At 39.5% G+C, this 14,599-nt stretch carries 13 protein-coding genes; 4 read left to right on the top strand and 9 right to left on the bottom strand.

Annotated elements, in window-relative coordinates; all coding sequences use genetic code 11:
- Positions 1-407 precede the first annotated feature (407 nt).
- Positions 408-2,147: a MobV family relaxase gene (gene mobV / locus BV375_RS09845; RefSeq protein ID WP_086759876.1), complete on the top strand. Its 1,740-nt coding sequence runs from the start codon at positions 408-410 to the stop codon at positions 2,145-2,147.
- 168 nt (positions 2,148-2,315) lie between these two features.
- On the opposite strand, the gene BV375_RS09850 is transcribed toward mobV, so the two are convergent.
- Positions 2,316-2,840, bottom strand: coding sequence for a thermonuclease family protein (locus BV375_RS09850; protein WP_086759878.1), 525 nt, complete (start codon positions 2,838-2,840; stop codon positions 2,316-2,318).
- 170 nt (positions 2,841-3,010) lie between these two features.
- A complete protein-coding gene (locus tag BV375_RS09855) occupies positions 3,011-3,613 on the bottom strand; it encodes a class I SAM-dependent methyltransferase (protein ID WP_086759880.1) in 603 nt (200 codons plus the stop codon).
- A gap of 104 nt (positions 3,614-3,717) precedes the next feature.
- Here BV375_RS09855 and BV375_RS09860 point away from each other — a divergent pair, with 104 nt between their 5' ends.
- Positions 3,718-4,182 carry a DUF1643 domain-containing protein gene (locus BV375_RS09860; protein WP_086759882.1) on the top strand — a complete coding sequence of 155 codons (465 nt, stop codon included), beginning with the start codon at positions 3,718-3,720 and terminating at the stop codon, positions 4,180-4,182.
- 156 nt (positions 4,183-4,338) lie between these two features.
- Here BV375_RS09860 and BV375_RS36725 read toward each other — a convergent pair whose 3' ends face one another.
- Positions 4,339-4,476, bottom strand: coding sequence for a hypothetical protein (locus BV375_RS36725; RefSeq protein ID WP_166507419.1), 138 nt, complete (start codon positions 4,474-4,476; stop codon positions 4,339-4,341).
- A 551-nt stretch (positions 4,477-5,027) separates the two neighbouring features.
- Between BV375_RS36725 and BV375_RS09865 the strand changes: the two genes are divergently transcribed.
- Both BV375_RS09865 and BV375_RS36730 read left to right on the top strand, forming a co-directional pair.
- Positions 5,028-5,351 (top strand): hypothetical protein, encoded by a 324-nt coding sequence (locus tag BV375_RS09865; protein WP_086759884.1) that lies wholly within the window; start codon positions 5,028-5,030, stop codon positions 5,349-5,351.
- Positions 5,352-5,435: 84 nt separating this feature from the next.
- Entirely contained in the window at positions 5,436-5,576 is a 141-nt protein-coding gene (locus BV375_RS36730) for a hypothetical protein (protein ID WP_166507420.1), read from the top strand.
- Positions 5,577-5,697: 121 nt separating this feature from the next.
- On the opposite strand, the gene BV375_RS09870 is transcribed toward BV375_RS36730, so the two are convergent.
- From BV375_RS09870 to BV375_RS09895, 6 genes are all read right to left on the bottom strand, one after another.
- Positions 5,698-5,964, bottom strand: a complete 267-nt coding sequence (locus BV375_RS09870) for a hypothetical protein (RefSeq protein WP_086759886.1) — start codon at positions 5,962-5,964, stop codon at positions 5,698-5,700.
- 604 nt (positions 5,965-6,568) lie between these two features.
- A complete protein-coding gene (locus tag BV375_RS09875) occupies positions 6,569-7,849 on the bottom strand; it encodes a nucleotidyltransferase family protein (RefSeq protein ID WP_086759888.1) in 1,281 nt (426 codons plus the stop codon).
- On the bottom strand, positions 7,809-9,629 hold the full coding sequence (locus tag BV375_RS09880; RefSeq protein WP_086759890.1) for an ABC transporter ATP-binding protein: 1,821 nt from the start codon (positions 9,627-9,629) through the stop codon (positions 7,809-7,811). The genes BV375_RS09875 and BV375_RS09880 overlap by 41 nt, the downstream gene beginning before the upstream one ends.
- Before the next feature lie 3 nt (positions 9,630-9,632).
- The gene (locus BV375_RS09885) at positions 9,633-12,809 is read right to left on the bottom strand and encodes a type 2 lanthipeptide synthetase LanM family protein (protein WP_086759892.1); all 3,177 of its coding nucleotides are present in this window, start codon (positions 12,807-12,809) and stop codon (positions 9,633-9,635) included.
- A gap of 194 nt (positions 12,810-13,003) precedes the next feature.
- Complete coding sequence (locus BV375_RS09890) at positions 13,004-13,777, bottom strand: NHLP leader peptide family RiPP precursor (protein WP_086759894.1); 774 nt, start codon at positions 13,775-13,777, stop codon at positions 13,004-13,006.
- Positions 13,778-13,835: 58 nt separating this feature from the next.
- Positions 13,836-14,303 (bottom strand): lasso peptide biosynthesis B2 protein, encoded by a 468-nt coding sequence (locus BV375_RS09895; protein WP_086759896.1) that lies wholly within the window; start codon positions 14,301-14,303, stop codon positions 13,836-13,838.
- Positions 14,304-14,599: the final 296 nt, after the last annotated feature.

Here is a 14,599-nt window from a genome sequence, read left to right on the forward strand (position 1 = left end):
ATCATTGCAGTGAACCGACTTGCAATATTTGTAACTAACTGGACTAACCTTAAGAGTTGGTGTTCTGATTTCAAAAGCTCCGCTTTCAAGGGACTGTTAATCTACCAACATGGACACCTGCAAACTTCCCAGATGGGAGAATTGCGCGTACCATGTCGCCTGTCTGAAAACCAAAAAACGTTTTGCATCACGTTCTGTGCTTAGTAGGGAACCCATACTTATTGGGTGTACACATCTATCTGGTGATTCCCCCACCCCTTCGCTGCGATTAGTAAGGGTTGCGAGGTTAAGACTAGCAGTTTTCCTACAATGTCAAGTCTGGTAAAATAATTTTTAAGAAATAAAAATAAATGTTGACCCAGCAAGCATAGATAATTTCTGTATCCCGACTGTGGCATGATGCAAATATGCCTACTTACGCAATTTGCAGAATTCAGAAAATCAAGTCTTGGGGAGAACTTGGAAGCAGCTCTTTGCACACCACTAGAGAGCGTGATACTCCTAATGCAGACCCATCAATAAAAAATATTCGGGTAATTGGGAATGCTGACGATATAGATCTGGAGACTCTATTTAAACAAAAAATTGGCAACCAAAAAATCCGCTCCAACGCTGTCTTAGGAATAGAAATGTTATTGAGTGCCAGCCCTCAATATTTCCGTCCCGAAAACCCATCACAAGCAGGCACTTACAACCAAGACCTTTTAGATAATTTTGTCGAGGCATCTATTAAATGGTTGCTAGAACGTTACAAGGATAGAGTCGTCAGAGCCGAGTTACATCTAGATGAAGTAACTCCTCATATTCATGCTTATATAGTCCCGCTCGATCATTATGGGAAACTCAACTGCCGAGCGCTATTCAATGGCAGACAAAAATTGTCACAAATGCAGGACAGCTTTGCTAATGCAGTTGCACATCTTGGCATTGAACGGGGAATCAAAGGTTCAAGAGCCAAACACACAGATATCAAAAAATATTATGCTCAAGTCAACCAGCAAACATTTAACTTAGATATCAAAGAAATTTTTCCTCAGCCTCAACAAAATCAAAACGCAGTTACATATCTTGAACAAGTTCAAGAAACTCTTCAACCTACTCTCAACAATATTAATTATCAACTAGCTGACCGAGAACAAATACTCAGCGAAAAAGAACAGTTAGCTCTTACGGCTTTAGCTTCCGAAAGAGAACGGCAGAGTTTAGAAAAACGCATTTCTGAACTTGAGTTAGAAGTAGCTCAGTTGAAAGCACAAGCGGAACTTTTACGAGATTTACCTTTAGATGATGTGGCTTACGAGTTAGGACTTTTTCCCGATAAAAAAGGTCAGAACCGATGGAAGGGAGAAGGACACATTATTAGTATTATTGATTCAAAATTTTATGACTTTGGCACTTACCAAAAAGGTGGTGGTGGCGCAATTGATTTAGTGATGCATGTCAATCGATGTAATTTTAAGAATGCACTGAAATGGTTAGCAGAGCATTTTTCTTCCACTCAATTAACTAAAGCTCTTAACCATCACATCCGTTCTCAAGTAGAAAAGATTAGTAAATACGATTTAAGTTCTCCTTTCAAACCACCATTGAGCGATGAAACTCATTGGCCAGATGTACACAATTATTTGACATCGCAACGAAAAATTCCTGAATATTTAATTGATATTCTCCACACAAACGGTTTAATCTACGCTGACAAAAATGCAAATGCTGTATTTATCATGCGAAACTTGGCTGGAGAAACCACAGGCGCTTTTCTTCGCGGTACTCAGGGTAGAGATAATACATTTGTTGGATTTGCTATAGGTACTAAACGTACTGCTGGATGGTTCCATCTAACAATTGGTGGACAAACAAGCGATGAAATTTCTCGCGCAGTTATTGTCAAATCTCCCATCGAAGTACTTTCGATTGCAATAGTTTTACCACCAAAAGAGAAAACTTTATATTTGGCCGCAGATAGCGTTCTTAGCATACCAACTTCCGAATTTTTTACAAAAATTCCCACTATAGTTGCTGCCTATGATAATGATACAACTGCTGATGAAATTGCTAAACAAATCAAAGATGTTTTACCTCACGCTAAACGACTGCGACCAAAAACTAAAGATTGGAATGAACAATTGAGCGAACAACTTAACTTTTGAAACTCTCTGCACTTAACTATCTGAGTTTCTACCATTTTTTTGATTTACATTATTATGTATTCTGCATTCTTCTTCAATGGCATGGGAACTATGGACAATATGGACAACATACTCTCTCTTGAAAATGCCTTACTTCCAAGCCTGTCCCCGATAGCTTCAAGTCTTTTCTCAATTAGACTGCTTCCAGATACCCGCTTTGGATGCAATTGCTAGTTTCTGAGCTTGTTCAAAAGCGGAATGATTCGGGCATTTTATCCCTGACTCATGTATTTTAGCTAAACCACTCTTGAGTATTTCTTCTTGAAAGCTAATTTCCATGTCATCCTTACCGTGAGCCATAACTTCTGCAACAGTACGTCCCTCACTATTTTTTTGTACTGGAATAATTATTACTTGACTATCGGCAGCAGCAACCAACGATTGCAGTTTCTGTTTTGCTTCATTAGCTAATGGTTGTCCTAAAGCTTTATCCTGTTTCACTTCAAGAACATCAATCCCACAAAGCTGAACTTGCATTTGGCTGCCATCGGTTTGGCGAACTGTTAAGGTATTGCCATCTACAACATCAGTAACTATCCATTGTTCACTTAAAGCAATAGATGAGTTGTTAGTTGTTTGGAAAATGAAGATAGCGATTGAGGTGGTTCCAATTAGCGCAGCCAAGATCATCAAAATTCTCTGCGATGACTTCATGTTATAGATTATTTTCTAAGCTATCAAGAAGCCACAATTCTAACTGCAACTCAAAGATTCAATGATATTCTTCCCTGTGCGATCGCTTTACCTGCTACCTTTAATTCTTCTTAGCCGTACAACGCCAGAGGCAACTGAACACACGCTGCCAAATTCCTACATCCAAAAAGTTAATGCTTTTTTAGGATGCAGAAGAGTGCTTTGGGAAGTGGATCGAGTGTCCCATGATATACCGTTTGTTTAGCTGAACACAGAGCAAATCGCTCTATGAATATCTGCTGAATTTCGTCTGGCGTAAAGCGGTAAGGACCTTGTTCTCTTGTTTCCTCTTGAGAAAAGCATTTCAAAAACAGGTAACCTTTAGGCTTTAACAAGTTCGCAACTGTTTGTACATAAGTCCTTCTACTTTGGGGTGGCAGAACGTGAAAGCATCCTCTGTCGAGAATCAAATCGAAAGATTGTTCCAGACGACTGTTGAGAATGTCATCTTGCCGAAACGAAATTTCTAAACCCTCCTGGTTTGCTTTTGCTGCTGCTTGACGAATGGCTGCCTCTGACAAATCTGTTGCCATCACCTGAAAGCCTCGTTTGGCTAGGGCGATCGCTTGTGTTCCCGGACCTGTTCCCAAATCCAGCACCGAACCATTGCTTAATTCAAGTTTGAGGAGCGCTTCCTCGACATCTGGATCTAAGCTTGGGTTGAACCAAGGCATGGTTTCAACGGCTTGTTCTTGATAGAGCGCTTCCCAATTGGAAAATTCTCGTTCAGTCATTCTTAGTTACCTTTTCTATTTATATTAGCTTTCTCCTTATGCTTAAACACAGGAAATTATTTCTTTCAGCTATTAAACTAAATGTTGATTTTTAAATATCTCATATGGAAAGAACCGCTATTATTGATGGGTCTTATCGTTATTTATTAAGACGGGTGTGGGATGCTGAGTATCCACAAATTACTTTTATCATGCTTAATCCGAGTACCGCTGATGCCGAAAAAGACGATCCAACTATTCGTAAATGTATTAAATTTGCTAACTCTTGGGGTTATGGTTCTTTAGAAGTAGTCAATCTGTTTGCTTACCGTGCTACAAAACCTCGCGATCTGTTTCAAGTAAGCGAGCCTATAGGTTCCGATAATAACCTCTACCTTTTAGCAGCCGCAGAGCGTGCCAAGTTAATAATTTTGGCATGGGGTATACATGGTAGTTTTCTCAAGCGAGATCGGGCAGTGCTTAATTTATTTTCTAGCAGGCAATGTCTTTACTGCCTAGGTCGAACTAAAGCAGGTCATCCACGTCATCCCTTGTGGCTGAATAGTAGTACGCAACCAACTATTTTCTAGTTCTTATTAACATGATGTGGACGCGCTGGTGTTGCGTTCAATGGACACAACAGTGCTGATAAATTAGACTTGACCGAAAACACCTAGCTCGATTTCACGCTTCCCTTCGGGTAGAACGTGAGGCTTCTTGCGGTTCCAGCTAAATTATTCAAGTTATTAGCGACAGACTTGAATTTTCGGGATTACAACAAACCAATCTTCTAAAATATCTCCTGTAACATCATCTATTTTGATGTGATGATAAATGTATCTTACTGTTACCTCACCAAATTTAAATTGAAATTGGTTAGGCACAATTTTTTTTCTACTAAAAAGTTCTTTTCCCTTATGTGACAAGCAACCAATTTGTTCATTACTTTCCGTGCAAATATTCTAACCATCACCCCATTGATTGGTCTTCAATTGCAATGGGCTTCCTTCACGTAATATTTTTATGATATCCTGCTGATTTTTTGTGGTAATATGTGCCAAATTTACATCAGCAGGAATAAAATCAAAGTAGTGCATCAACTGAGGAAGTTGAGTTCCTAGATAATTAGTTATTTGGGTAACTAATCCAGCTTCTTGGATAAATTGATTTTGCTCTTGAGTGCAAATGATTAGTTCTTCTTGGGCACGAGTTATCGCTACATAAAAAAGTCGTCTCTCTAATTCAATATAGGCAAATGCATTACTTGGAGCAGTTTCATCATCTTTCTTTAATTACCTGTAAAATTTAAGATTAATTTCGTCAGTTATGCTTTTTAGTCGATGAAATTACCCAATAACTGTGAAAATATGGTAGACATTTGAGCCGAAATAGTCAGGCTAGATCGTCAAGTTGTTGCACTAATTAGTTAGCGTTTATGAGTAACCATATTTCATTTGAAGAAGAGCCAGACTTTCATTTATCTATTCAAGAGAGCTTACAACAGCTTTCCGTTCAATTGGGGTCTCCTTTAGACGAAACATCAGTCATGCAAATATACCAGAATGCATCCGAACTACTGAGCCACCTTTCCCCATCACCCCTAACTTTTGCCCGTGTTGCAGGAACATTATTAGTTTATCAACTCCAAAACACAGAACCCGAAGAGATAAAATGGTTTAATAACCAAGTGAAACAATGCTTAGATGAAGAAGAAGTTGAAGAGTTGATTGAATCTATTTATCGCACTGATGCTTTGTGATTGCTCTGCGCCATTGCAGCGGTTAAACTACAGAAAAAGCTGGAAATAGTTTTACTAGGTAACTTTGATGAGTGCCGAGTAAAAGTGAGTAAGCTATCACCAGAAAGCTTCTGCATCAGTCGGCTACCGCTGCTGAGTATGCTAGCAGATATTTTGGAGGTGTTACGTTCTGGGCAAATGGAGTATACCAAAGCTAGGGCGATCGCCCACCAAGTAATGCCCTAAATTAAGATTCAAGAGTAAAAGTATAACAAGTGGCAAGAAAGCGTTAACCAAGGCGAATTTATTGGATTCTACTTTGAAGAAAGGAATTTGAAAGCAATTTCGCTTTTGTTAGACTACTTTATCAGTCATAGAAGTTATCTATCCTCAAATCCCGCCAAATCTCAGACGCTTGCCAGCCTGAATTGCCAACAGATTGGACTAGAGGATTGTCACGTACTGGTATGTAGTTAACATTAGTATAATTGCTATCCATTACTGGATTATTCTCAATTACTGGCTCTTGAATCTCACCAGTATCAGTTCTCAAAGTTGGCTGTGATAATTCTTCTTTTGTTTCTACATTTTTGGGTATAGGTTTTTCAATTCTTTTAATTAATTGCATATCCATTTGATTAAATCTACTGTACTACTTGGTAAATAAATTAGTCTCTAAGGCGAAACCAGTTAAATCACAATATAGTCTTTCCCGAATCAACACAGCAATCCGCAAAAAGTTTGTGTAAAGTTTGGTAATCCTAAGGATCGGGTCTCGCAAATTTTCCTTTTTATTTACTGTAGCCGTTGTGTTTGTAAAAATACTTCTCGAATCATCAGATTATTGATATTACTTTTAGTTGTTAAAATTGTAAATCACAAATAAGTACTTGTTATCAGTAAGTCAAGCGTATTGAGGCTTACGCCACCAGTATCTTGCACAAGTCATCAGAACTGAGAGTTGTTACTACATAAATACGGATCGCCAAATTTTGGAGAAAGAAAAAGCTAAGAAAATAGTCGGGGATTAAAGTAGAAAGCATTGCCTCACAAGCGTTTGGAGTGGGTACGACCGTGCAACACTTTTGCGCGACATTGGCTATAACCCGGTTCTAATTCAGTTGAATCTGCTGTTAAACTGATTGACCGTTGAACAAAGATTTCTGGAGCACAATGAAAATGAAAAAATGTGCTTACCCATCGCTGTGCCTATCTCAATGGATTATTGTCTGTATCAGCTACCTCAAAAAGTGAGATGCTCCTAATAGCCTACCTAGTAATCGAAATTGGCGAACCAGAGGATACAAACAGTAGAGTTTTCTGGGCAATGATAGAAGTGCGGCATCTCCTTCATTTGGACTAAAAATCAGATTAAAACAGTAGCAAGCTCTATCCCGTAAACGTTCCCTGACCTGAATATTCCAAATAGAAAAATTGTTTCCAAAGCGTTTACGTTTAGGCGGTTGAGCAACCTGATTAAATAGCCGTTGGCGCACCTCATTAGCCAACGATTTTACCGCCGCATCGGTCTGCACAATTTGCCAAACTTTTTCTGGGAGGACTGCTCCTAACATCTCGCTAGCTAAGAAAAGTCCCAGAAACAGGATGCGCTGACAACCTATAATGCGAGCTTGTTCTATAACTGTATCCCAGTCCATCTCCTGATCAGCCCGAATTAGTTCTACAACATCGCAGATAGTCTTTAAACTGTTCCAATGATCTTTGGTGCCATTGATGCAAGCTATCAATAGTGAATCTTCTGCTGAGAAGGTGCGTACTGTTCTGCCAGTCAGGGTGATTTCTTCAAGACGTTGCCATAAATCTTCAGGATTCAAAGATATACATAACTTTCTTTGAGTGAACCCCCAGTGAGGTTCGACTGCAACTTTGCCATCTTTTCTCAAAAAATTGTACTCGCAAGCCGATTGCAAGTATAATGTTTCCTCAGCATCCGTAGCATTAGTTAGTTGTTCTACTAGCAGTTGATACCCTTGAGAAATAAGCAATTGTCTGACTCTTTTAGCATCTTGCTTGTGTATTAAGATGTCCAAATCGACGAACTGACGAAGTGATAGGTTACCGTAGGCAAAAACAGCAAGAACTGGCCCTTTAAATGGAACACTAGGAATTCCATTGTTCTCAAATAAGTCTAGGAGAACGAGCAGTTCCTTACTTCGGTATAAATTATATAGAGCATTTACGTGGAAATGCTCTTGCATCTGTTTGAGTATATTTTGAGGAACAGCTTTTGGGCAGGTGACATTCAGACTCTGATACAAGAGCGGTATCACCTCATGACGATCTGCTATCTGGATGAGATACTTCCAGTCGATGTCTTGTTGGAGCAGTACCCTAATTCGCTCTGCTGTTGAGGGGGCTATGTGAGTTCTAGTACAGCACAGAAGTAACTCGATTTCTTTGCGCCTAACGCTTGTTGGCACTTGAGTAGTATGTTGGGATAAGGCGATCATAAAGTACTCATCGATAGTGTTGGGCTTGGGTTTCAAATAAGTGGGCATAGCTACCGCCCAATTGCATCAGTTCCTCATGGGTGCCACTTTCGACGATTGATCCGTTTGCCATAACATAGATACGATCAGCCATTTTGACGTTAGATAAGCGATGGCTGATGAGAATCGCCATACGATCTGTGACCAATTGGCGGAATTTTTGAAACACTTCTTCTTCAGCTTTAGCATCCAGGGCGCTGGTGGGTTCGTCCAAAACGAGGATTTGGGCATTACGGAGAAAAGCTCGCGCTAATGCTACTTTCTGCCACTGACCGATACTGAGTTCTTCCCCATCTGCAAACCAACTACCCAGAATGGTGTCATAGCTATTGGGCAAGCGGGTTATAACATCATCTGCACCTGCTTTATAGGCAGCATCCTCAATTTGTTTATCATCCGGTGAGAGATCGATATTGCCAAACCAGATATTTTCCTTAGCAGTGAGATGATACTTGGCATAGTCTTGGAAAATGACGCTGATTTGGCGGCGCAGATCTGTGGTTGCAAAGGAACGCAAGTCATCGCCCTCAAAGGTGATGCTTCCCTCTGTGGGGTCGTATAATCGGCACAAGAGTTTAATCAGGGTAGTTTTGCCTGCGCCGTTCTCACCTACCAACGCCACTACTTCCCCCGGTCGAATAGTCAGAGAGATATCTTTTAGTCCCTGGCGATCGCTTGTAGGATATTGAAAGCTCACACCCTCAAATTGAATCCCCTTTTGCTGGAGTTGAGGGATGGGTAGAGGATGTAACGGTTCAACCACCTTGGGTTTAAGATCAAGGAATTCGTGGAGGTTGGAGAGAAATAGGTTATCTTCATAAAGACCAGCTACACTTCCTAACACCCCCTGAAGCGCACTTTGTCCCCGCTGAAATGCTTGGTAATACATAATCAGGTCGCCGAGGGTGAAGGTGCCTTGAACTGTTTGGTAAGCGATGATACCATAAGAACCATATACCGCCAGGGTGGCACTTGCTTGGACAACCAACCCTGTAACGGCAGTTCTTTGAGAGATAGCAAGGCTTTCCCGGTAGAGTTGCTTTTTTAATTGGCGAAAGCGGCGACTGAACAGAGAACCCAAATCAAACAGCCGAATTTCCTTGGCGTGCAAACTATTGGTCAGCATCCAATCGAGGTAATAAGCTTTGCGTTGTGTGGCTGTGCGTTTGCGCTTCCAATGATACATCTCGCCTGCATACTTTAAACGCACAAACAGACCGGGAACTGTCGCCACGAACATAATGGCTGCGACTTCCCAATGGAACCAGAATAGTAAGCCAGCAATTGCTACTAATGAGATAGTGTTTTCACTTAGCTGCAACAAACTATTCAGGATATGGGTGGGACGGAAGTAAGCTTCTTGTTGGGCGCGTTGCAGAGTATCGTGGTATTGAGAATTCTCGTAATACTCCAAATCCACTTCAATGGCTTTGGCATGAACAATGCCATACATGTGATCGGTGATGATTTCCGCCTGGGTGGTGTTAACGAGTTCTGTGATCGAGTTACATAAAGCAATAATCAGGTTAACTGTGCCTGTGAGTGCAATAAGCAGCGCTATCTGTTGGAAAGCGGTTTGTTTGTTGGGTGATGCTATGGCGGTGGAGACTGCATCTACAATTACCTTCATCAGATAGAGTGAAAGTAAGGGCAGTGTACTCTGTACTATTAGGAGTGTTATACGAGTGATCGTCCAAGTTGGACTGCTTTGCCATACAAGTTGCAAGGCTCGATTTAGACGCAATGCTCCTTGTATTTTATGTTTTAATTTGTAGGGGGAGACAGTCATGGGTTACTCCCACAGCAGGACTGAGGGGAGTTGGTCTGGGTAAGCTAGTCTCAGTAGTTCATAGCCAATTCCGGCTGCGCCTTGGAAGAAGCCGGGATTGTAACCCAGTAAAGGACTATAGCCAAAAGTTCCTCTATGTTTTGCACGATCTACAACTTGTGATGCTTGTGCTATTGCTGCTTCTACTAACTGAGGTTGGGAGAGTTTTTTACCCGCAGTAAAAAGAAATTCAATTCTACCTAGATTGCCACAACAGAGATGATCTATTTCTGAGAGTTTATGTTGTTTTGTAGTTTTAATTGCGGCTTTAATATTTTGTTGAATTTCAAATGTATCTAAAATTTCTAGCCCACCTACTCTTGCTAAACCAATGCCGGGAGCCCCATGACACCAGGAACACATACAGCTATGATCCTTTTCAGGCGAGTTTGCTTTGAATGGTAGCCAATTGCCCATCTCAGGTATATAAATACTGTTTTCAAAAGAGATCGATTCATAGGCTGCTTCCAGAAAAGCTACCTCACCGCAAGTTTGATGCAAACGCAGCAAGGCATAAGCAATTCCTGCTGCACCGTGAGAAAACCCAGTAAGTAAATTGCCATCGAGAGTTTTCCAAGTTTTGTAATTTGAATCACTAACTACACGGTTGTTTAATAAATGATGAGCACAAGTAATTGCTTGTTCAAGAAGTTCTGAATCAGCAGTAGCGTTATATAACGCTAACAATCCCAGAATTCCTCCTGCGGAACCGTAAAGAATATCAAATTTACTATCAGCAAGAATTAGTTCAGGGGTTATTAGAGATGCAACTTTCCTCGCATCCTTTAAAAGTACTGGTTCATTCAAAAAATGAGAGATACGTACCAATGTTATGATGAATGAACTACACCCCTCAGCAGCACCAATACCAATTCTTTTGACAATTTGAGTAAAAACGGATTTATAAATATCTTCGCGAAGGGACTGTAAAGCGCCCAGAGTGAGGTTACGAAATCCAGCACCACCTGTGACCTTCTCTAGCGCTGCCAAGAATAGAGCCACCCCACATGTGCCAGCATACAAGCCATAATCCAAGGGCTTGAGTAGAAACTGTTTTGTTTCAGAATCGTATTGTGGGGCAATCCAAGTGACACTTCCATCAGTCCCACTGATAGCTTGTTTTTGCAAAGCTACAGCAATTGCAATAGCCTGTTGAGTGATTTTTGATTGCGTCAAGGATGCATCTGTATAAAAAGAATTATCTATTTTTCCAGGTATTGAAGATTCATGATAATTAGTTGTTATACTCGAATAAACTAATCCTTGAATGAAGCCAATCTGTAGTTTCAAATCTTCATCATTAAAATGTTTAAAATGGGAAATGACAAAATTAAAACTTGACTCTTTAAAAAAATTATAAATGATTTGATTAGAACTTAATTTCAAATCGATGCTATCTGAACTACAAGTGAAGACGGGAATATCTAGTTGTTCCAGCGCTTGCTTTTCGCTCATCATTAGTGGCCAAAAATAAGGCTTGGTATGTGATAATAACATTCCTTTACTTAAAACATCAAGCTGAATACTCCAAATAACACCATTACAAAGATATTTTGGTTGTAGTGATTTTCTTAAAATAGAACTATAAGTTGCAGTGTGACGAAATATAAATCGTACCTGTTGATGGGCTAGATATGTTAAAGGGCTATTTGGTGCTAAGAGCGATTCTCTATGTTCTACAAGAAAGCTGTATATTTGCCTAAAACCTTCAACAATTTCCTCTGCAAACTCATGTGCCAGGTCATTAGATATTTTACAACCGATGATAGAAGATGCATCTACTGCATTATCATTATTGATATTATTCCATTTGTAAAATGGTAAACCTGTCTGATTTAATTCGCCTTCTAACTTAAAAACAAAGGGCATCAATCCTGTACTGAGTACAGACCTAGAAATTTGTTCAATAGCCAAGTATTGAGCATTTTTATTAGCTCCCGGTTCTGCCACTTCTTGAGCTTTTGGATGCATCAGTGTTTCCAAATCAACTAATACTGGTTGTTCCCCATGCACAATGATATTTTCATAATGTAAATCAGTTGCGCCAAGAAGATATGCCAGACAGAGCAAAGCACCACATCTCCTATAGTAGTGCCTTAGTTCTTCTATATTTTTACAATGTACAGACTCTACAAATTCAACCCAGCCATATTCTGAGCAGTTAAGTATTTTAATTAACTTGAATATTAAAAATTTAGAATTATGATTTAACCATTCTAGCAAGTGATAATAAGCTTGATAGATTTCTAAATCTCTTGGTTTGTAGATGATTTTTAATCCAGAATCAAAAACAACCAGCATAACCGAACATCCATTATGATGTCGATCTCCTAGAGGCTTGATGCTAACAACTTTTTCCAGTTTTGATTGGAACGTGTTTTGAATCTTATCCCAATCTGATTCTAAACGTTTGATAAACTCTACAGTGCTATCGACCCATAAATTAATTAACTTTCCTAACAACCTAGCTAAGACAGGATATTCTTGGAAAAAGGTTACCAATTCGCTCTGAATCAGACTCTTTATAAAACTTTGGTATAGCCTGCTGAAATCCTCACTATTCTTTAGCGATAAACGGGAAACTGTAGATTGTCTAGTAGCACAAAAAACCGAAAATTCAAATTCTAATGAAGGTGAACAAATACCAGACAGTAATTCTAGTAGATTCCGTTCGAGTTCAGTATGTGCTTCATCTGAAAGCAGATAGTAGCTATGACTTACTTGAGTTATCAGCTTTCTTCTAGCTACACATATGAACTCCAATAAAACTTCTTCAAAAGGTATTGGCTGTTGCTGAGATAAAAACCGATTGTTAAAAATTTCTTTTTTATTCTCATAAGTAACTCCTTTGATACCTTCATAAAAAGTGTTTGCCCATTCAGGTAAAGTGTGATTGTCATTGAGTTTTACAGAAGCAATAGCTTTACGAATTTTATTCAAATCGAGACCGTCCCATGCCAAGCGTTTTTCAAAGACACTTTGGTCTCCATCCGCTATAATCTGACACCAATCCCCAATTATAGAATTAATTTTACTATCATTTTCTCTATTAAAAACGGGAATAAAATCATCAGTTATTTTTTCTGCAAAAGTACTGGCTAGTTCTACAATTTCAATCAATTTTTCTTGGGAAATATGCATAATGATTATTGACCCTAGTAATATCAAAATAAGTGTAAGATTTCTGACAGGTTTTTAACTTTTATTATGCTTTTATACCTATAGTCAAAATACTGATAAAAAGAGATTTTTTGTATAAATGCGATTATGTCACAGCATCTATACTAATGAGAAATTTAAAGTGCCTAATTTACAGGCACAGATATTTAAGCAAACTATACTGGGCGTGAACCACCTTCATCTCCACATCGAGGAAAAGTACACCCACCTATGGTTAATATTCCCGTTTCGCAAGTACCAAAATAACAAGTGCCTGGTGCGTAAATCTTGCATCCTCCAGCCAAGTCTCCTGATCCACCCATTACAATCTGTACATTCAAATTTAATAGATCAAAAAAGTCTTCATTAGTATCGAGATTATCAATTATATTAGGAAAAATCACATATAAATTGTAATAATTCTCCTCCACTACTTTGATCTCAATCACCTCGGGAAGATTTTTATTAAACTCCTTCTCAATTACCCACTTAGGATTTTTAAATAACTCCTGCTTAAATGCCCCATTCCTCCAAGCTCTTGTCATCAATTTCACGCTGCTTTCTTCATCCAACAAAGAGTTCCTATGCTGCTCCAACACCCACTGAACAACATCCTCATAAGTCATCCCCAAAGAAGCCTTCAAATCCTCCTCAGAAATTCCCTCATAAGGATTGCAAGGTAATACCATATAAAGAGTATCTTCTGTTTCCTCCAGAACGTTAATCTCTAACTCCTCTGGCAATTTTGATCCTAACTCTTGCTCCACCACCGCTTTAGGATTAGCCATCAACTCCTGCCTAAATCCCTCATCCTTCAAAGCGCGAGTAATCAAATGAATTTCCAAATCCTTCCTAGTTTTCACAGTCAATTTTGAATCCTGCTGTAGTTGATAAGACCATAAAGGCAGTAATGGTGTTATCCCTTCAGGAGTCTTGTCTTGATTATTCATATTGCCACCTCAATTGTTGTTATTGAAATTTGTTTTTTTGTTCATACCCTGCATTTATTTAAGTAAATAAATGCCAACTACCACTCTCATCACTTCCTACTTCTGGAAGTGGAACCGGAATATAACGAGCCATATTCCCAGCACTACCAATCACAACTTCCCCCTGACTTTCTAACCAAGCATGGGCTGAGATTTGTCCACCCTTGCTTCTGGTAATACCAATGCGTAGCTGAGTGGGGTAACCACACCGAGCAAGCAATACTTGCGTAGCCAAAGCCTGGGGGAGACATACGGCTCTTAAGTATGGGCTTGCTACTCTCACAGCCCAAGCAACTTTGTTGACAAAAGCTTCATCTACAGCCTGCAACTTAGCCCTTGGCTGTGCAATTTTTGCCAAAAGACCACGCAATTGCTGAAACGGTAGCAATTTCAACCCAACCCTGATGACTGCAAGTAGAAGAACAGCCTTAACCAGAAGCAGGCGATCTCCACCTGTTAGGCTGAAAAATTTACGCAACCGTTTCATGTTTTCTTTCGATTGGCTCTTTAGTTTACCCTTGGCTAGTTAATGTCAGACGAATACAGCAATCCTACTAAGTTGTGAGAATTATTTTGGGAAATAAATGGATTAGAAGCCCAGAAGAGGGTTTATCTCAGGATAGATGTCAAGAAAAGAAAGAGAATCTCACGAATTATTCAGGAATGCTACGTGACCCATATTTTGCACCCTTAACTGTCACTTAGCAGACATACTGCCAATTTGCTGCTAAACAGTAGTAAATCAAACTCTTCTAACCGACTCAAGGATCAAGGCGGTTGGGA

Origin of the sequence: Nostoc sp. 106C, from assembly GCF_002154725.1 — a bacterium.
Lineage (GTDB): Bacteria > Cyanobacteriota > Cyanobacteriia > Cyanobacteriales > Nostocaceae > Aulosira.